Below are 19,205 nucleotides of genomic sequence, written 5' to 3'. Positions count from 1 at the left end.
GTGCTGATCGTCCCCCGCCCGTCTACCGAAAAACGACCACCGGCAGGACCACGATCTCACCGGTCGCGGCGTTCCACGACTGGACCTTGCCCAGGCAGCGGGCGTTGAACTGGCCCGGCGGCAACGTGTCGCGCAGGCTCGCGCGGTCGCACTCCACGCGCACCCGGTGCGTGCCGACCGGCGCCAGCAGCACCGCCGGGTCGTCGCCGTCGCCGACCTCGAACCGGCCATGCAGCGACACGTAGTCGCGGATGTCGTTGAGGCGCCGGGCTCTTCCTCGTCGCCACGCCTCGTCTGCCCTGATCGTGGCGGTCGTCAGGTCGACTTCGACCACGCCGTGGCCTGCGCGCAGGCCCGCCAGGACGACGCCGATGACGTCGATCTCGGTGGCCGGTTTCTCGTAGGTGTCGGTGTTCTGCTCTACCACCGAGCCGTCGACGCCGATGCCGAACTCGCTGGGGCCGACCTGCAGCTTGCCGTTCTTGGTGACGGTGATCTGCTTGACGAACTGCCGGGTGACGGCGTCGTCGTAGCGGCCGACCTTGCAGAGGTTGATCATCCGCTGGCCGTGCACGTAGAACAGCAGTCCGGGCACCTCGGGTCCCTGGTCGCGGCGGCGCATCCACCGCCAGGCGAGCACGACGACCACGACCAGTGCGATCAGCGTCGCCGACCACAGCAGGATCCAGCCCCACGAGACGGACCACCAGAGCGCTCTATCGACAGCCACGGATCTCTCTCACCGCCTCCAGCAACGATTTCGCGCCGGCCTCGACCAGACGGCCGCCGCTCGCCTGCGCCACTCGGTCCAGTTCCGCCGTGGAGGCCTCGCCGAACCGGATCGGAAACACCGGCACCTCTCCCCTGCCGACCCTCAGGAACTCGTCCACCGACGGGCCCGCGTTGTTCTCGCCGTCCGTCATCAGCACCACCGCCGTCTCGCCTCGAGCCAACTGCAACGCGCGCTCCAGGGCCGCCCAGATCGCGGTGTTGTCGCGCAGGTCCTCGGACGCGACGACGGCCAGCAACGCGTCGAGGTCCTCGCGACCGCGCACGGTGATCGAACGCTCCTCCAGCACGGTGCCCGCGAACCGGATGATCGTCACGGTCTCCCCGACGTAGAAGCGGTCGAACCCGTTGAGCGACGCGAACGCCTCCCGCAGCCCGGCGAGGCGAGCACCGGCCATCGACGTCGAGTAGTCCAGCACGAAGACCACCTGCCGGCCTTCGCCCGCGCGGTCGTGGAAGAGCAGCAGCCGGTCGATCACCTCGGAGCTGTCCGGGAAGTAGAGCGCGGTACCGAGGTCGGCTCGCAGCTTTTCGTTGCGCGTCACGGAGGGTTCGACGGGACGGCGCCAGGTGCGGTCGGCGATCATCTGCTGCGCGGCAGGCGACCTCAGCCACTCCACGACGCGGTCGTACGCGTCCCGGTGCGCCGGGTCGACGAGCATCAGCGGGTAGTCCGACAGCACGATGCCGTCGCGCGGGTAGACGATCTCCAGCGGTTCGGACACACGTCCGGAAGCGTTCAAGGACAACAGCTCCGACTCGTGCGCGACGAGTCCGTCCACATCGGACCGGCGGACGAACTCGGTGACAGGGTCGGGCGCGTCGAACGCCCGCCCCGCAAGGAACCCCTGCAGACGGTCGCAACTCACGTCCTCGGGCCGTAACGGCGCTCCGGTGCCCGCGGCCGCCGTCGCGACGCCGATCAACGCGGCCATGCCACCGCCGGACACGCGCGGATCGGCCATGCCGTACCGGAACTGGCCCAGCGCGGCTCGGTCCGCGATGTCCGCCCACGTCGGCCGCTCGCCCAGCACGGCCCGGCTGCCGCGCTTTACGCCGAGCACCACCGGGGACGTCATGACGCTCGACGCCAGCTCCGGCTCGGCACCCGCCAGCCGCAGGAACCTGGCGGTGGACAACCACGCCAGGTCGAACCCGGCGAGCGACCTGCTGGCCTCGACCGTGCCGCGGTGCTCGACCGCCAGCTCGACCCCGGTGGCACGCCGGAGCTCCGCCAGCACAGGTCCGAGGTCGGCCAGTTCCGTGCTCGCCAGCATCTTCAACCGGACCGGCGGCGGCGTGCTCGACGTGCACGCCGCCAGCAGAAGCAGCAGAACTGCCGCCAGCACCTTCACTTGCACTCGCCTACGACGTCGAGCATCCGCTCGAACAGCTCCGCCTTGGGCAGCTGCACCCTGCCCGCCTCACCGGCGGGCGGTTCGGGCAGCCCGCGGCCGGCGATGTAGCTGCCGAAGTCGTTGCCTGTCTCCCCGTTCCAGCCCAGCGAGTGGAAACCCAGCTCGACCGCGCGCCGGCGCAGGTCCGGGTCGTTCATCATCAGCTCACCGATCCGGTCGCCCTCCGGCGTGAACGAGATCAGCTCGGGTGTGCTCTGGTGCTGCTTCGTCGGGTAGAGCAGCACGCGTTCGGTGTCGATGCTCTTCTGCCGCAACTGATAGGCGATGTACTGGTGCTCGTAGATCACCGCGATGACGGCGTGCGTGCGGCCCTCCGGCACGAAGTACTTCGGGGCCATGTCCTCACCGGCCTGCCCCTGCGCGTCGACGAACGGCTTGACCTTCCGCGCCAGCTCTTCCGCCGCTTCTACGGTTTGCGGCGGATCGTCACCGAAAGCCGTGGCGACGAATCCGACGAGCGTCGCGCCCGAGTAGGCCTTGCAGGGGTCCGGCGACTGCGCGATGACCCGGTTGCCGTTGCTTAGGCCGTAGTCGCTCCACCTCCACGCCGACAGCTTCGTGAACTCGGCCATGTCGAGGTTGTAGTAGAGCGGTTGCGCACCTTGGTCATGCGCCGTCGCGACCCTCGCCCGCACCAGTGCCTCGGCGTGCTCGCGGAACGTGGCGAGCACGACCGGGGTGAAGAAGGGCCGGTACGGCACGACGTGCTTGCCCGCCCGGCGCGACTTCACGTGCTCGTTCGCCACGTGCCCCGACGGGAACACGAAGTGGTACGAGTCGAGGTCCGGCTTGTCCGCCAGGTCGCGCGAGCCGATCGGCGTCACGTGCACCTGGTAGCCGCGCGCCATCAGGATGCGCTTGACCTGCTCGTCCTGGAAGAAGTCGCGCTTGGAGGCGAACAGCGCCCGCACCACCGTCACAGAGCGGAACGGGCCGGTGATGTGCCCCGAAACGAGCAACACCACCAGCCCGGTCACGAACACCGCCAGCGGCGGGACGAACCACAGCAGGAACCGTCTTCGCGGGTCCACGACCTTGAACTCGGGCTCCCGCACGGCTCCCCCTGGAGTCAGACGATCACGGCACCACCGTCGACGACGAGCGTCTCGCCAGTAACGTAACCGCCCGCGGGGGAGGCCAGGAAGACCACGGCGGCGGCAAGTTCCTCGGGATCACCGATGCGACCGGCGGGCAGCGCCGCCTGCATCTTCTCGAGGTACCCCGGCGGGTACTGGTCGGTCATCTCCGACTCGAAGAAACCGGGGCAGATCGCGTTGACGCGAATGCCCTTGCGCCCGGTCCACTGCTGCGCCAGATCCCGCGTCAGGCCGAGAAGTCCCGCCTTGGACGCCGAGTACGCGGCCTGGGGAATACCGCCGGTCACGAGGCCCAGCACGCTGGAGATGTTGATGATCGAGCCGCCGGACTTCATGACGGAGGCAGCGGCCTGAGCCATCCAGTAGGCGCCGTTGAGGTTCACGTCCATGACGCTGCGGAACTCCTCCGGCGTCTCGCGCGACGCCGGTACCGCCGACGCCACACCGGCGTTGTTCACGAGCACCGCCACCGTGCCGAACTCCGCCGCCGCACGAGCGACCTCACGGCAGTCCTCCGGCTTCGACACGTCCGCCTGCACGACCAGCGCGCGTCGTCCGGCCGACTCGACCAGTGCGGCCGTGTCCTTCAGCCTGTCCGCGCGACGAGCCGCGAGCACGACGTCCGCGCCCGCCTCCGCGAGTCCCTTGGCGAACGCGACGCCGAGACCCGAGGACGCGCCGGTGACGATCGCGACCTTCCCGTCGAGGCGGAACTTGTCCAGAATTCCCACTACGAAAGCCTTTCCAGGATGATCGCCATGCCCTGACCGCCACCGACGCACATCGTCTCCAGGCCGAACTGGGCGTCGCGGGCCTGCATGCCGTTGATCAGCGTCGTCATGATCCGCGCACCGGTCGAGCCGAACGGGTGGCCCAGCGCGATCGCGCCGCCGTGCACGTTCAGCTTGTCGATGTCGATGCCCAGCGCGCGCTGCGAACCGAGCACCTGGACCGCGAACGCCTCGTTGATCTCCACCAGGTCGATGTCCGAAATGGACAGACCGGCGTGGCCGAGCGCCTGCTTCGTGGCGTCGACGGGGCCGAGGCCCATGATCTCCGGCGACAGGCCGGAGACGCCCGTGGACACGATGCGCGCCAACGGGGTCAGGCCCAGTTCGCGGGCCCGCACGGCGCTCATGATCACCACGGCGGCCGCGCCGTCGTTCAGGGGACAGCAGTTGCCCGCCGTGATGGTGCCCTCGGGCCGGAACGACGGCTTCAGCTGGGAGACGGCTTCGTAGGTGACACCCGCGCGCGGTCCGTCGTCCGTCGAGACGACGGTGCCGTCGGGCAGGGTGACCGGTGTGATCTCGCGGGCGAAGAACCCGTCCGCGATCGACTTCTCCGCGAGGTTCTGCGAACGGACTCCGAACTCGTCCTGGTCGTGCCGCGAGATGCCCATCTGCGTCGCGACGTTCTCGGCCGTCTGGCCCATCGCGATGTAGTAGTCGGGCAGCTTGCCGTCGAGCCGCGGGTCGGTCCACGGGGCGTTGGACGCGGCCGTGTCCTGGGTCCGCTGCTGAGCTTCGTCGAACAGCGGGTTGAACGAGGGCGCACCCGAGTGCATGTACCGGGAGACGCACTCGACGCCGGCCGAGATGAACCCGGTGCCCTCCCCGGCCTTGATGGCGTGGAAGGCCATCCGCGCGGTCTGCACGGACGACGCGCAGAACCGGTTGACCGTCGTGCCGGGCAGGTTGTCGTGGCCCAGCTGCACGGCAACGCGGCGCGCGATGTTCTGGCCGTGCTCGTCCTGCGGCTCGGCACAACCGAGGTGCAGGTCGGTGATCTCGGACGCCGGGATGTCGCCCAGCGCCGCCGAGATCACCTGAGCGGCCAGGTCGTCCGGCCGCAGCGAGACGAGAGAACCCTTGCGGGCACGGCCGATCGGCGACCGGGCCGTGGAGACGATGACTGCCTCAGCCATGGAAAACCTCCTACAGGCCCAGGTCGCGGCCGATGAGTTCCTTCATGATCTCGTTGGATCCCGCCCAGATCTTCGTGACGCGGGCGTCCATCCACGCGCGGGCGACGCGGTACTCGGTCATGTAGCCGTAGCCGCCGTGCAGCTGCACGCAGGCGTCGATGACCTCGTTCTCGATGTCGGCGCTCCAGTACTTCGCCTGTGCCGCCTCGACCGAGCTCAGTTCGCCACGAACGTGCTGCATCGTCAGCGTGTCGATGAAGGCCTGCGAGACGTCCAGCTTGGTGCGCAGCTCCGCGAGCAGGAACTTGTTGTGCTGGAACTTGCCGATCGCCTGGCCGAAGGCCTTGCGCTCCTTGACGTACTCCAGCGTCTCGTCGAAGACGCCCTGCGCGTGCGCCAGGTTCGAGATGGCGCCGCCGATCCGCTCCTGCGGCAGGCGTTCCATCATGTAGATGAAGCCCTGGCCCTCGTCGCCGATCATGTGCTCGGCGGAGAGCCGCACGTCGGAGAAGAACAGCTCCGCGGTGTCGGACGGGTGCTGGCCGACCTTGTCGAGCTTGCGGCCGCGCTCGAAGCCGGGCATGCCGTCCTCGACGGCGAACAGCGTGATGCCGCGCGCGCCCTTGGACGGGTCGGTGCGGGCCGCGACGACGATCATGTCGGCGGTGTAGCCGTTGGTGATGAACGTCTTGGAGCCGTTGAGGATCCAGTCGTCACCGTCACGGACGGCGTTGGTCTTCAGCGCGGCGAGGTCGGAGCCGCCGGACGGCTCGGTCATCGCGATGCCGGTCTTGATCTCGCCGGTGCACATGCCGGGCAGCCAGCGCTGCTTCTGCTCCTCGGTGCACAGGTCGACGAGGTACGGCGCGACGACGTCACCGTGGATGCCCAGCGACGAGGCGACCGCGGCGTTGACCCGGCAGAGCTCCTCGGCGAACACCGTGTTGAAGCGGTAGTCGTTCGCGCCGCTGCCGCCGTACTCCTCGGGGATCTCGAGGCCCAGCAGGCCCTGACGACCGGCTTCCAGCCACACGTCCCGGTCGATCACCCGCTGCTCGATGAACTTCTCGACGTTCGGCGTGATCGTGCGCTCGACGAACGCCTTCGCCGACTCCCGGAACGCGGCGTGATCCTCGTTGAACAGCGTCCGCTGCACGACTACCTCCATACTAAGCGGTTGCTTAGAGCTAAGCGCCCGCTTAGCGTGCAGTACTATCCATCACCTGTCAACACGCGAGGAGCGGCCCGATGACGACGACCGGACTGGACGGGTTCTCACTGCTCGACGAGACCTGGCGCGCCGTGACCCCGGACGCCGCCCGCCGGATGCTCATCGCCGCCGTCCAGGCGTTCGCAGGCAAGGGATACCACGCCACGACGACCCGTGACATCGCTTCGCTGGCCGGAATGTCCCCCGCGGCCGTGTACATCCACTACCGGTCCAAAGAAGAGCTTCTCTTCAACATCTCGCTCGTCGGCCACGAGACGTCGCTGGCGCTGCTGTCGAGTATCCAGGGCGACGGCGCGGTGCAGCGGCTGAGGAACGCGGTAGCGGCGTTCGCGGGCTGGCACGCGGCGTTCCACACGACGGCGCGGGTGGTGCAGTACGAGCTCGGCGCGCTCTCCCCGGAACACCACGCGGAGGTGGCGGAGCTGCGCCGGCAGATCGAACAGCGGATGCGGTCCTACATCGCGGACGGCATCGAGGAGGGCGTGTTCGACGTCCCCGACCTCAAGGGCGCGACCCTGGCCGTGCTGTCGCTGTGCATCGACGTCGCGCGCTGGTACCAGCCGAGCGGCAGGCGGACCCCGGACGAGATCGGCGCGATGTACGCCGACCTCGTCCTCAGGATGGTCCGTCCGGCTAGCTGACCGACTTCCTGCCGTACATGCCTGCCACGACCGAAACACCGACCGCCGCGACGACGATCTGGATGATCACCTCGATCCAGTCGATGCCCGGCGTGTCCTGCACGCCGAGCAGTCGCGCGATCCACGTCCCGATGAACGCCGCCGCGATGCCGACCAGCAGCGTCAGCCAGATCGGAATGGCCTGCTTGCCCGGTGCGAACAGCTTCCCGAGCAAGCCCAGGATCAGGCCGATGATGAGCGCGCCGATGATGCTCTCGATGGTCACGGTCGCCTCCTACCGCTACACCCCGATGCACTCGGGGATCTCGGAGAAAATCATCCCGTCACCCGGCAAGATCCGCAGCTCGAGATCGGCGAGCGGTACCCGCCCGGGTGCCGATGACTACCAGCGGCTGCCGGAGACCTGCGACATCCACTGGTTGATCGTCGCGGTCCAGTCGGTGCCGACGGCCTGCTGGTGTGACATGGCGAAACGGCCGTACGCGTCGCCGCCCGCACGGAGCAGCCCGGCGCGCTTGTCGGCCTCCAGGACCACGTGCAGCTCGCCCGGCGTCGTGACGAACGTCAGTTCGACCTGCTTGACGCGGCCCGCGAACTGCGGCGGCGGGTAGAACTCGATCTCCTGGTAGAACGGCAGCTGCTGCGGCACGCCGTGGATGCGGCCGCGCTCGTTGTCCGCCTTGGTGAAGCGGAAGCCCATCTGCCCGAACGCCTGGAGCACGGCGTCCTGCGACGCCAGCGGGTGCACCCAGATCGGGTCGAGGTCACCGGGGTCGACGGCGCCGCGCACCTCAAGCTCGGTGCGCAGGCCCAGCTGCATGCCGTTGAGCTGCATGCCGCCCACGACGTTGAGCGGGCACTCGAACGGCACCGGCACCTGGAACGGCAGCGAGAGGTTCTGGTGCGGCTGGGCCATGATCCGCTGGCCCACGGAGAACTTGTGGAACTCCATGTTGGTGTTGTACTCGTTGTCGCCGCTCTCGACCTCGACGCGGGTGAGCAGCGCGAGCGTGACGTGGTCGATCTCGGCCGGGTGGTCGCCGCCGGCGATGCGCACCTCGCCGGACAGCACCTCGCCGGGCCTGACGTTGGGGTTGGTCAGGACCGTGTCGACAGTCGGGCCGCCCACGCCGAACGCGCGCATCATCCTTTTGAACACCACTGCGGCCTCCTGAAGCCCTTGCTGTTTGCGGGGAGTCTGCCAACTGGATCGCCCGTTTGCGGCGAAGTGTTCCGTTGACGCCTCAGTACCCCGATCGGTTCCGTATGGACTTCCGTTGACTTCAGATGGCAACATGCGACCGCCGTCACATACTAAGCGGTCGCTCAGGAGGTTGCCCGTGCTGCTCGTCGCCAACCGGGGTGAGGTGGCTGTCCGCGTCCTGCGCGCAGCTGCTGACCTGGGGATACGCACCGTGGCGGTGTATGCGGAGGACGACGCTTCCTCACTCCCCGTGACCCTCGCGGACCGCGCGGTGGCGCTGCGTGGGCCGTCGCCGTACCTCGACATAGATCAACTGCTGGACGCTGCCGAGGGGTGCCAGGCCGTGCATCCGGGGTGGGGATTCCTGTCCGAGAACGCCGCGTTCGCTCGGGCGTGTTCGGAGCGCGGGCTGGCGTTCGTCGGGCCGTCCGCTGACATTCTGGAACTGCTCGGTGACAAGCGGCGAGCACGGGAACTGGCGGCCTCGCTGGGGATTCCGGTGCTGGACGCGGCGCCCGGCAAGTTCCCGGTGATGGTGAAGGCGGTCGCCGGGGGTGGCGGCAAGGGCATGCGGGCCGTGTTGCGGCCCGAGGACCTCGACAGTGCGGTCGAGGCGTGCCGGGCGGAGGCGCTGGCGGCGTTCGGGGTGGGCGACGTCTACTTCGAACGGCTGATGCCCTCCGCCCGGCACATCGAGGTGCAGCTCGTCGGGACCTCCGTGATCGGCGACCGCGACTGCTCGCTGCAGCTGCGGCACCAGAAGGTCGTGGAGATCGCGCCCGCTCCCCTGCTGGACCCGTTGCTGCGCAAAGCTCTGCACTCGTCGGCCATGGCCATCGCCTCGGCCGTGGACTACCAGGGCGTCGGCACGGTGGAGTTCCTGGTGTCCGGGGACTCGTTCGCGTTCCTGGAGGTCAACCCGCGGCTGCAGGTCGAGCACACGGTGACCGAGATGGTGTCCGGAGTGGACCTCGTGCGCACCCAGCTGCTGCTCGCCTGGGGCGGCGACGTGGACTTCACGCCCCACGACCGCGGCGCGGCCGTGCAGGTGCGCGTGAACCAGACTTCGGGCGGCGTGTTGTCGTCGTTCGGGCTGCCGGCCGGGCCCGGCGTCCGCGTCGACACGCACGGGTACGTCGGCTACCGGGTCGGCACGCGGTACGACGGGCTGCTCGCGAAGCTCGTGGTGCACGGCGAGGACCTGGACGTCGCCCTGAACCGGGCGCGGCGGGCGTTGCGCGAGTTCCGGGTCGAGGGCGTCGCCACGAACCTGGAGTTCCTTCATACCCTGCTGGACCAGGACATCGTCGGTGCGACCACCGACTTCGTGGCCGAGGAGCCGGTGTCGGGCATGCGGGCGCCGCTGGCGGGCACGGTGGTCGCCGTCGATCCCGGTTCCGTCGTGCTGGAAGCGATGAAGATGCAGCACGTCGTGCGGGTGTCCGGCGACGTGCTGGTGTCGGTGGGCGACACCGTGACCGAGGGCCAGGTGCTGGCCTCCGGGGCCGGCGAGTCCGATGAGGACGTTGCCGAGGTGGATCTGGAGCACGTCCGGCCGGATCTGGCGGAAGTGCTGGCGCGCCACGACTTCGACCGGCCCGAAGCCGCCGCACGCCGGCACGCCCGGGGTGGACGAACCGCCCGCGAGAACATCGCGGATCTCTGCACTTCCTTCGTCGAGTACGGCGGCCTCGCGATCGCCGCCCAGCGCCAGCGCCGGTCGCTTGAGGACCTGATCGAACGCACGCCCGCGGACGGCATGGTGGCCGGCATCGGCGTCGTGAACGGCCAACGGGTCGTGGCGATGTCCTACGACTACGCCGTACTGGCCGGCACTCAGGGCATGCGCAACCATCAGAAGAAGGACCGGCTGTTCGCCCTGGCACAGCAGGAGAACCTGCCGGTGGTGCTGTTCGCCGAAGGTGGTGGCGGACGGCCCGGCGACACCGACCACAGCATGGTCAGCGGCCTGGACTGCGGCTCGTTCCACGCGTTCGCGCGGCTGAGCGGGCAGGTGCCGTTGGTCGGCGTGGTAGCCGGGCGGTGCTTCGCGGGCAACGCGGTGCTGCTGGGCACATGCGACGTGATCATCGCGGTCGAGGGCGCGAACATCGGCATGGGCGGCCCGGCGATGATCGAGGGCGGCGGGCTCGGCACGTTCCGGCCCGAGGACATCGGCTCGTTGGACGTGCAGGTGCCCAACGGCGTGGTGGACATCGCGGTGGCGTCGGAGGAGGAAGCGGTCGCCGTCGCGAAGAAGTACCTCTCGTACTTCCAGGCTCCCGCAGGCGCCCAGGTCTCCGCAGGCGCCCAAGCTCACGCAGGCCCCCAGGCTCACGCAGGCGTCCCCTCGCCGAATGCGCAGCCTTCGCCCGCGCCCTCGGGGGAACCCCTAAAAACAATTCTCCCAGACAGCACCGACAATTTCGGATCGTGGAACTGCGCGGACCAGCGCCTCCTCCGCCACGCCATCCCCGAGAACCGCCTGCGCGCCTACGACATCCGCGCGCTCATCACCACCCTCGCCGACACCGGCAGCGTCCTCGAACTCCGCCAGGGCTTCGGCAAGGCCATCGTCACCGCACTGGTCCGGATCGAAGGCCGTCCCATCGCCCTGATCGCCAACGACCCGAACGTCCTCGGCGGGGCGATCGACGCCGACGCCGCCGACAAGTGCGCCCGCTTCCTGCAGCTGGCCGACGCGTTCGACATCCCGGTCGTCTCCCTGTGCGACACCCCGGGGTTCATGGTCGGCCCGGACGCCGAACGCACCGCCACCGTCCGCCACCTCACCCGCATGGTCGTGACGGGCGCCAACCTCACCGTCCCCTTCGGACTCGTGATCCTGCGCAAGGCGTACGGCCTCGGCGCGCAGGCCATGGCGGCGGGCAGCCTGAAGGTTCCGCAGTTCGCGATCTCGTGGCCCACTGGCGAGTTCGGCCCGATGGGCCTCGAAGGCGCCATCAAACTCGGCTTCCGGAAAGAGCTCGACGCCATCGCGGACCCGGACGAGCGCCGGCAGCGCTACGACCAGATGGTCGCGATGGCCTACGAGCACGGCAAAGCCCTCAACGTCGCCTCGGTCTTCGAGATCGACGACGTGATCGACCCGGCCGACACGCGCCGCTGGATCGCCACGGCGCTGGCCCCCGCAACTTCCCGCTCACAAGGGAAGAAACGCCCGTTCATCGACACGTGGTGAGGAGAATCCGTGGTCAGCGTCGCCCCTGCGGAACAGAAGACCTTACGTCGGCTCATGGCAGCCGGGCTCGTCGGTTCGAGTCTTGAGTGGTACGACTTCTTCATCTACGCGACCGCCGCGGCATTGGTGTTCCCGAAACTGTTCTTCCCCGAGGCGACGCCGATCGTGGCGTTGCTCCTGTCGTTCAGCACGTTCTGGGCGGGCTTCATCGCGCGCCCGATCGGCGGCCTGGTCTTCGGGCACTTCGGCGACAAGGTCGGCCGCAAGCCGGCACTGGTCGTCTGCCTCGGCCTGATGGCGGCGGCGACGTTCCTCATCGGCCTGCTGCCCACGACGGCGTCCATCGGCGTCGGCGCGCCGATCCTGCTGGTGCTGCTGCGCTTCCTGCAGGGCATCGCGGTCGGTGGGCAGTGGGGCGGCGTGGTCCTGCTGCTGACCGAGACCGCGGGGCCGAAGAAACGCGGCTTCGCGGGCACGTTCGGCCAGGCCGGCGTTCCGATCGGCGTGCTGCTGGGCAACGTTGCCTTCATCAGCGCCACGACGTCTCTCTCGCCTGAGGCGTTCGCGTCGTGGGGCTGGCGCGTGCCGTTCCTCGCGAGCGCGCTCCTCTTCCCCGTGGTGCTGTTCATCCAGCTCAAGGTCGAGGACAGCCCGGTCTTCCGTGAGCTGCAGCAGCGCCGTGCGTCGGGGCCGGTCGTGGCGCAGGCACCGCTCAAGGAGGCTCTGCGGACCCATCGCAAGCCGATCCTGCTCGGCGCCGGCCTGATGTTCGCGTCCAACGCGATCTTCTACGTGTCGATCGCGGGCGTCCTGTCCTACGCGACCACCACGCTCGGCCTGGCCCGCGAGTCGGTGCTGGTCGTCAGCATGCTGTCGTCGCTCGTGAGCATCCCGGTCATCCTCTGGGCCGGACACGCTTCGGACCGCCTCGGGCGCCGTCCGCTGATCATCGCGGGCACCATCGGCATGATCGTGTGGGCGTTCCCGTACTTCCTGCTCGTGGACACGGCCTCGCTGCTGTTGCTGTTCGTCGCGAACACGGTCGGAGGCATCGCGTCCTCTCTCGTGTACGGGCCGATCGCCGCCTACCTGGGTGAACTGTTCGAGGCGCATGTGCGGTACTCGGGTGCTTCTCTCGCGTACCAACTGGCGTCGATCCTGGTCAGCGGTGGCACGCCGTTCGTCATGACGGCGCTGCTCGGCGCGACCGGGACTTCGATGTCCGTGTCGGCGTTCCTGCTGGTCATGGGGCTGTTCACGTTGGTGTCGGTGTTCAGGTTGCCGGAGACGCACCGGCCGGAACGGGCCTGATCAGAGGCTGTGAAGGCCCGATCTAACGGACAAATCGGGCCTTCACAGTCAAGACCTCTGCGGAACCTGGAGCCGATGCCGTACGTTGGCGCGTCGTGACCACTCTCATGGCGCGCTTCAAGCAGCGGATGCGCAGGTTCGCGCAGAAACCGGGCTCAATCGACCTCGCCCCGTTCCAGGCAATGCTCGCGGACGTGGAAAAACACGCGGACGCGTTCAAGGCGTTCAGCGATGAGGAGCTGACGGCCCACGCCAAGAAGCTGCGCGGGGAGAGCACGGACACCGAGCTCGTGGCCCTCACGCGGGAGGCCGCCGAGCGGGCCATCGGGCAACGTCCGTTCGACGTGCAGGTGCTGGGTGCGCTCGGCCTGCTCAGCGGGCTCGTGGTCGAGATGGCGACCGGTGAGGGCAAGACGCTCGCGGGCGCCATGGCCGCGGCCGGGTTCGCGATCAAGGGCAAGCGCGTCCACGTGGTCAGCGTCAACGACTACCTCGCCCAGCGCGACGCGGAGTGGATGGGTCCGCTGTACGGGCTGCTCGACGTCACCTCGGGCTGGATCAACGGCAGCTCGAAGGCCGAGGAGCGCCGCGAGGCCTACCAGTGCGAGGTCACGTACGCGCCGGTCAGCGAGATCGGCTTCGACATCCTGCGCGACCGGATCGTCACGAGCCCCGACGACCTGATCGTGCCCGAGCCGGAGGTCGCGCTCATCGACGAGGCCGACTCGGTGCTCGTCGACGAGGCCCGCGTGCCGCTCGTGCTGGCCGGCTCGACCAGTTCGGAGGCGGCCGACCCGGTCATCGCGGACCTGGTGAAGCGGCTGCGGCAGAACCTGCACTACGAGATCGACGACGAGGAGCGCAACGTCTTCCTGACGGGTGCGGGCTCCGAGGCCGTCGAGCGGGCGCTCGGCGAGATCGACCTGTACTCGCAGGAGCACGTCACGTCGACGCTGTCGAAGGTGAACGTGGCGCTGCACGCGCAGGTGCTGCTGCACCGCGACGTCGACTACATCGTGCGTGACGGCAAGGTGCATCTGATCAACGACACGCGTGGCCGTGTCGCGAAGCTGCAGCGGTGGCCGGACGGCCTGCAGGCCGCGGTCGAGGCCAAGGAGAACGTCCAGACGACCGAGTCGGGCGAGATCCTCGACTCGATGACGGTGCAGGCGCTGCTGTCGCGCTACCCGACGCGCTGCGGCATGACCGGTACCGCCGTCGCCGTCGCCGAGACGCTGCGGGAGTTCTACGAGCTGGAAGTGCTCGTGATCCCGCCGAACAAGGAGAACATCCGCGAGGACGAGCACTTCCGCCTCTACGCGACGCTGGAGCAGAAGGAAGACGCGATCGTCGAGGAGATCAAGACCGTTCACGAGACCGGTCGCCCGATCCTCGTCGGCACGCTCGACGTCGCCGAGTCGGAGCGGATCTCCTCCAAGCTGCGCGCCGCCGGCATCGAGTGCGTGGTGCTCAACGCGAAGAACGACGCCGAGGAGGCGTCGATCATCGCGGACGCCGGTTCGTACCAGCGCATCACGGTCTCGACCCAGATGGCCGGTCGCGGTACGGACATCCGGCTCGGTGGCCACGAGGGCGAGGACCACGACCGGATCGCCGAGCTCGGCGGCCTGTACGTGATCGGTTCCGGGCGCCACTCGTCGTCACGCCTGGACGACCAGCTGCGCGGCCGCGCGGGCCGTCAGGGCGACCCCGGCGGCTCGGTGTTCTTCTCGTCCATGCAGGACGAGCTGATCACCCAGTACGCACCGGACGCCGAGGACCCGTCCGAAGTGGACAACGACGGGCGGGTGCACGACAAGGGCCTGCTGCACACCTTCGAGCACGCCCAGCGCGTGGCCGAGGGCGTGAACCTGGAGATCCACCGCAACACCTGGCGCTACAACAAGCTGATCGAGCACCAGCGCGACCTCCTGCTCAAGCACCGCGACGTCGTGTTGCGTACCGACGCGGCGTTCGAGAAGGTCGGCGAGAAGGAAGGCGTGTCCGGCGAGGTGGCCGCCGACGCCGCCCGCAAGATCACGCTGTTCTTCCTCGACGACCTGTGGACGCACCACCTGACGTTCCTGTCGGACCTGCGCGAGGGCATCCACCTGCGCGCGCTGGCCCGGCAGAACCCACTGGACGAGTTCCACCGCGAGGCCATCCCGGCGTTCAACAAGATCGTGCCGGAGTCATGGGAGCGCACCTCGGAGAAGTACGAGGCGGCCAAGATCACCGACGACGGCTACGACCTCGCCGACGCCGGGGTGAAGCGCCCGAGCTCGACGTGGACGTACCTGGTGCACGACAACCCGTTCGGCTCCGGACTGGAGGAGTCGATGAAGGGGCTCGTCAAGATGGTCCGCGGGCAGCGCCGCTGACGGTCACATCTTCCCGGGGACGACGAGGTCGTCCGCGGGTCTGGCGGGCCGGGGCAACGTCTCGGCCCGTCTGGCTTTCGCAGGTGTCGTGGCGGCCGCGGTCATCTCGGCGGTCAGTTTCTTGATCTCCGCGAGGATGTCGAGGTGCTCCTGCGACGGCGGTGGTCCGACGAAGTTGGACCTGTCGTGTGCCGTCCGTTCCGCGCGCTCGGCCAGCAGCCGGATGCGGCGCAAGTGCTCGTGGTCCCCGTCCGGGAACAGGAAGTCGGTCTGCTCCATCACCCGTGCAAGCTTTCGCGTGCGCGGGTGACGAGTCGATCCCCTAGTCGGCTGATTCGAGTTTCTTGACGAGCCAGTCGTGGAAACCGCCGATGTGGTGCTCCGGGAGCACCAGCACCCCACCATGCGCGGGCCGGAATCGCTCGCAAGCTTTGAAGTCCTGTTCGTTCACCCGGTGGAACAGCTCGACCGAGCGAGAGACGTCACGGCCGGTGCAGACGGGCAGGGTCGAACAGCGCGATCGAGTGCCGCGTGGCCCCGTCGATCGCGAGGTCGGCGAGGATCTCGCCGACGACGGGCACGAACTTGAAGCCGTGCCCGGAGAAGCCGCACGCCACGGTCACGCCGTCGTGCTCCGGGTGGCGGGCGATGACGAAGTCCCGGTCGGCGGTGTTGGTGTACATGCAGGTCGCGGCTCGCTGGAACGTGCCGGCGAGGCCGGGCATCGGAGACCTCGTGGCGGTGACGATCGCCTCGACCTCGTGGGCGTGCACCGTGCGGTCGATGGTCTCGGGCGTGCAGATCTCGCCGCCGTGGTGGAACGCGACCTTCACCGCGCCGTCGTGTTCGGGGAAGCCGTAGAAGCTCGTGCCGTCCGCGCGGTCCCAGATGTAGATCGGGTAGCCGGCGAACGGCTCGGCCGGGGTGAAGTAGAACTGGACCTGACGTTCGATCTCAAACGGGATTCGCAGGTCTCCCAACAACTCCGGCGCCCACGGGCCGGGACACAGGACGACGTGCCCGGCCTCGTAGGTCCCGCGACTCGTGGTGACCCTGCCGGGCTCCCAGTGCGTCACCGGCTCTTCGAAACGCAGGTCGGCTCCCGCACGCCGGGCGAGCGCCAGGTGTGCCGCGACGGACGTCTCCGGCACGACGAAGCCCGCGCCGGGTTCGTACAGCCCGATCTCGTCGTGCGCCGGCCGCAGGGCGGGGAAGCGCTCGCGGAGCTGGGACGCGCCGAGCAGTTCGTGTTCCAGACCGAACTGCTCGACGCTCGCCCGGCTACCCGTGATGGCGCCGCTGTCCGGATCGCCGACGATGATCCCGCCGACGCGGTGGAAGATCCGTTCACCGCTGTCCCGCTCGATCTGGTCCCACATCTCGTGGGCCCGCAGCAGCAACGGCACGTACGCGGGGTCCTCGAAGTAGGCCTGCCGCGTGATGCGCGACCCGCCATGGCTCGACCCCAGCGCGTGCGCGGGCGTGAACTTCTCCAGTCCCAGCACCCGTTTCCCGCGCTGGGCGAGCCGGTACGCGGCGGCACTGCCCATGCCGCCGAGCCCGATGACGATGACGTCGTAGGTCATCCGCGGAGTCGCTTCATCTTGGGATCGAACAGCGGCTCCTGAGCAGGGCGCGCCTTGACCTTCTGCCCGAAGTACTCGATCTCAACCTCGTCGTCGATCTCGCTGGGCAGCCAGGCGTAGGCGATGTTGAGACCGGTCGTGTACCCGTAGGCGGCACTCGTGACGTAGCCGACCGGTTCTCCTTGGTGGAACACGGGTTCGCTGCCCAGCACGACGCTGTGCGGGTCGTCGATCGTGAGGCAGGTGAGCTTCTTGGTCGAGGTGAGGTTGTGTAGCGATCCCTTGCCGAGGAACTCCTTGTCCTGGCGCACCGCGAACCCGAGCCCCGCCTCGAACGGGTCGTGCTCGGTCGTCATGTCCGTGCCCCACGACCGGTAGCCCTTCTCCAGGCGCAGGCTGTTGAACGCGCCGCGCCCGGCGGCGATGACCCCGTGCCGCTGCCCGGCCTCCCACAGTGTGTCCCACAGCTTCGGGCCGAGGTCCGCGGTGGTGTAGAGCTCCCAGCCCAGTTCGCCCACATAGGACAGTCGCAGCGCCGTCACCGGAACGTTCTTGATGAACGCCTTCTGCGCGGTGAAGTACCCCTTCTGCGTGTCCAAGGTGTGCGAGACGTCGTTGACGAGATCGCGCGCCAACGGGCCCCACAGTCCGATGCAGCACGTTCCGGCCGTGATGTCCTTGATGAAGACGTCGTCCGGCGCGTGCCGGGTGAGCCAGTCGAGATCGAGGTTGCCGTTCGCGCCGACCTGGAACGTCGTCGCGCCGAGCCGGGCGATCGTCAGGTCACTCCGCACGCCGCCCTGTTCGTCCAGCAGCAGGGTGTAGACGACGGCGCCGGGCTTGCGGTCGAGATTGTTGGTCGTCATGCGCTGCAGAAACTCCAGCGCTCCCGGCCCGCCGACCTCCAGCCGCTTCAACGGTGTCATGTCGAACAGCGCGACCCGCTTGCGTGTCACCAGCGCCTCGGCCCCGCAGATCGGCGACCAGAACCGGCTCGCCCACTCGTTCCGCGTGGGCACCTCGGCGACCTCGGGCAGGCCCGCGTTGGCCTCGTACCAGTGCGGCCGCTCCCAGCCCGACGCCTCCAGGAAGAACGCGCCGAGCTCCTGCTGCCTGCGGTAGAACGGGCTCGTGCGGATCGGCCGCGGGCTTTCCATGGGCTGCAACGGGTGCAGCACGTCGTAGACCTCGACGAAGTTCTGGCAGGCGCGCTCCAGCACGTAGTCGGGCGCCAGCTGCACCTGCTCGAACCGGTTGAGGTCGCTGGAGTGCAGGTCCAGCTCCGGCTGCCCGTCCACGATCCACTCGGCCATCGACCGCGCCACGCCCGCGGAGTGCGTGATCCACACCGCCTCCGCCACCCAGAAGCCGTGCAGCGCCGGGTGCTCGCCCAGCAACGGCATCCCGTCGCCGGTGAACGAGAACAGCCCGTTGAACCCGCGATCCACCCCGGCCTGCGCCAGCGCCGGGATCAGCTCGACGGCCGATGCCCAGGACTCCTCGAAGTCCTCCTCGGTGAACGGCAGCTCCGAGCCGGTGATGTCGCGCGCCGCGATCGGCATGGGCCGGTGCCCGTACGCGCCGATGCCCAGCGCCTTGCCGTGCGAGCGGAAGTACAGGTCGGCTTCCTGGTGCCGCAGGATCGGCTGGCGTGCCAACGTCTCCGCGTCGGCGTTCAGGTCGCCGCTGAACGCGTACTGGTGGGCCATGGGCACGAGCGGAACGGTCAGCCCGACCATCTCGCCCAGCAGCGACCCCCACATCCCGGCGCACGACACGACGATGTCGGCGGCGAACACGTCCGTCCCGGTCCGCACGCCGGTGACCCGGTCGCCCGCGGTCTCGACGGCGACGACCTCCTGCCCGAACTCGAACCGCGCCCCGCGCTCGATGGCCCGCCGCGCCTGGATCTCGGCGGCCTGGACGGGCTTCGCGAGGCCGTCGCTCGGGATCAGGAACCCGCCGAGCACCTGGTCCCGGTCCAGCAACGGGTGCAGCCGCGCGACCTCGTCCGCGTCGATGAGCCGGCTCCGCACGCCCCAGGACGTGGCCCAGCCGTGCCTGCGCGCGAGGTCGGCGAGCCGTTCGGGGCTGGTGGCGATCTCCAGGCCGCCGACCTGGTCGAAGCAGCCCAGCGCCGTGTACTTCTCGACCGTGTAACGGGCGAAGCTCGTCATGCTGCGGCACGAGTTCGTCTGGAAGACCAGGCCGGGCGCGTGCCCGCTGGACCCGCCGACCGCGAGCCCCGCCGCCTGGTCGAGGACCGTGACGTCGGTGCAGCCTCGTTCGGTGAGCTCGTCGGCCAGCGCGCACCCGACGATCCCCGCCCCCACGAGCACCACGCGAGGCACTGCACCAGGCATCAGGACACCCCTTCGCCGCAGTTGCGAGTAACAGAACTCGTACCGCTATCTGCAA

General features: G+C 68.9%; 15 protein-coding genes and 1 pseudogene. 4 read left to right on the top strand and 12 right to left on the bottom strand.

Features of this window, described 5'->3' with window-relative positions:
* Positions 1–22: 22 nt before the first annotated feature.
* From IG04_RS48305 to IG04_RS0129530, 6 genes are read right to left on the bottom strand one after another with little or no spacing between them, the layout of a single operon-like run.
* Entirely contained in the window at positions 23–730 is a 708-nt protein-coding gene (locus IG04_RS48305) for a hypothetical protein (RefSeq protein WP_030480016.1), read from the bottom strand.
* On the bottom strand, positions 717–2,144 hold the full coding sequence (locus tag IG04_RS0129550) for a vWA domain-containing protein (RefSeq protein WP_030480015.1): 1,428 nt from the start codon (positions 2,142–2,144) through the stop codon (positions 717–719). The genes IG04_RS48305 and IG04_RS0129550 overlap by 14 nt, the downstream gene beginning before the upstream one ends.
* Positions 2,141–3,262, bottom strand: coding sequence for a hypothetical protein (locus IG04_RS0129545; RefSeq protein WP_051770927.1), 1,122 nt, complete (start codon positions 3,260–3,262; stop codon positions 2,141–2,143). The genes IG04_RS0129550 and IG04_RS0129545 overlap by 4 nt, the downstream gene beginning before the upstream one ends.
* Positions 3,263–3,276: 14 nt before the next feature.
* The gene (locus tag IG04_RS0129540; RefSeq protein ID WP_030480013.1) at positions 3,277–4,035 is read right to left on the bottom strand and encodes an SDR family NAD(P)-dependent oxidoreductase; all 759 of its coding nucleotides are present in this window, start codon (positions 4,033–4,035) and stop codon (positions 3,277–3,279) included.
* On the bottom strand, positions 4,035–5,231 hold the full coding sequence (locus IG04_RS0129535; protein ID WP_030480012.1) for an acetyl-CoA C-acetyltransferase: 1,197 nt from the start codon (positions 5,229–5,231) through the stop codon (positions 4,035–4,037). Before IG04_RS0129535 ends, IG04_RS0129540 begins: the two co-directional genes overlap by 1 nt.
* 10 nt (positions 5,232–5,241) lie before the next feature.
* The gene (locus tag IG04_RS0129530) at positions 5,242–6,387 is read right to left on the bottom strand and encodes an acyl-CoA dehydrogenase family protein (RefSeq protein WP_030480011.1); all 1,146 of its coding nucleotides are present in this window, start codon (positions 6,385–6,387) and stop codon (positions 5,242–5,244) included.
* 92 nt (positions 6,388–6,479) lie between these two features.
* Between IG04_RS0129530 and IG04_RS0129525 the strand changes: the two genes are divergently transcribed.
* A complete protein-coding gene (locus IG04_RS0129525) occupies positions 6,480–7,103 on the top strand; it encodes a TetR/AcrR family transcriptional regulator (RefSeq protein ID WP_051770925.1) in 624 nt (207 codons plus the stop codon).
* Here the strand turns inward: IG04_RS0129525 and IG04_RS0129520 are convergent.
* Both IG04_RS0129520 and IG04_RS0129515 read right to left on the bottom strand, forming a co-directional pair.
* On the bottom strand, positions 7,096–7,368 hold the full coding sequence (locus tag IG04_RS0129520) for a GlsB/YeaQ/YmgE family stress response membrane protein (protein WP_030480009.1): 273 nt from the start codon (positions 7,366–7,368) through the stop codon (positions 7,096–7,098). The two genes, IG04_RS0129525 and IG04_RS0129520, sit on opposite strands and share 8 nt — an antisense overlap.
* Before the next feature lie 117 nt (positions 7,369–7,485).
* The gene (locus IG04_RS0129515; RefSeq protein ID WP_051770923.1) at positions 7,486–8,265 is read right to left on the bottom strand and encodes a sporulation protein; all 780 of its coding nucleotides are present in this window, start codon (positions 8,263–8,265) and stop codon (positions 7,486–7,488) included.
* A gap of 172 nt (positions 8,266–8,437) precedes the next feature.
* Between IG04_RS0129515 and IG04_RS0129510 the strand changes: the two genes are divergently transcribed.
* The 3 genes from IG04_RS0129510 to secA2 all read left to right on the top strand — a co-directional run bounded on the left by IG04_RS0129510 (position 8,438) and on the right by secA2 (position 15,201).
* Positions 8,438–11,509, top strand: a complete 3,072-nt coding sequence (locus IG04_RS0129510) for a carboxyl transferase domain-containing protein (RefSeq protein ID WP_036016211.1) — start codon at positions 8,438–8,440, stop codon at positions 11,507–11,509.
* 54 nt (positions 11,510–11,563) lie between these two features.
* Positions 11,564–12,820, top strand: a complete 1,257-nt coding sequence (locus tag IG04_RS0129505; protein ID WP_084402239.1) for an MFS transporter — start codon at positions 11,564–11,566, stop codon at positions 12,818–12,820.
* A gap of 95 nt (positions 12,821–12,915) precedes the next feature.
* The gene (secA2, locus tag IG04_RS0129500) at positions 12,916–15,201 is read left to right on the top strand and encodes an accessory Sec system translocase SecA2 (RefSeq protein ID WP_144065773.1); all 2,286 of its coding nucleotides are present in this window, start codon (positions 12,916–12,918) and stop codon (positions 15,199–15,201) included.
* Between the two features lie 3 nt (positions 15,202–15,204).
* Here secA2 and IG04_RS0129495 read toward each other — a convergent pair whose 3' ends face one another.
* From IG04_RS0129495 to IG04_RS0129480, 4 genes and pseudogenes are all read right to left on the bottom strand, one after another.
* Positions 15,205–15,480 (bottom strand): hypothetical protein, encoded by a 276-nt coding sequence (locus IG04_RS0129495; RefSeq protein ID WP_036016207.1) that lies wholly within the window; start codon positions 15,478–15,480, stop codon positions 15,205–15,207.
* Between the two features lie 43 nt (positions 15,481–15,523).
* Positions 15,524–15,694 (bottom strand): annotated as a pseudogene (locus IG04_RS48300) (aromatic ring-hydroxylating dioxygenase subunit alpha); the annotation flags it as partial.
* Positions 15,684–16,787: an N-methyl-L-tryptophan oxidase gene (gene solA, locus IG04_RS0129485; RefSeq protein WP_030480003.1), complete on the bottom strand. Its 1,104-nt coding sequence runs from the start codon at positions 16,785–16,787 to the stop codon at positions 15,684–15,686. The pseudogene IG04_RS48300 and the gene solA, both read right to left, overlap by 11 nt.
* On the bottom strand, positions 16,784–19,150 hold the full coding sequence (locus IG04_RS0129480; protein WP_030480002.1) for a GcvT family protein: 2,367 nt from the start codon (positions 19,148–19,150) through the stop codon (positions 16,784–16,786). Before IG04_RS0129480 ends, solA begins: the two co-directional genes overlap by 4 nt.
* Between the last annotated feature and the right edge of the window lie 55 nt (positions 19,151–19,205).

Origin of the sequence: Lentzea albidocapillata (assembly GCF_000719115.1) — a bacterium.
Taxonomy (GTDB): Bacteria; Actinomycetota; Actinomycetes; order Mycobacteriales; family Pseudonocardiaceae; genus Lentzea; species Lentzea albidocapillata.
This window is presented reverse-complemented; position numbering and strand designations above follow the sequence as displayed.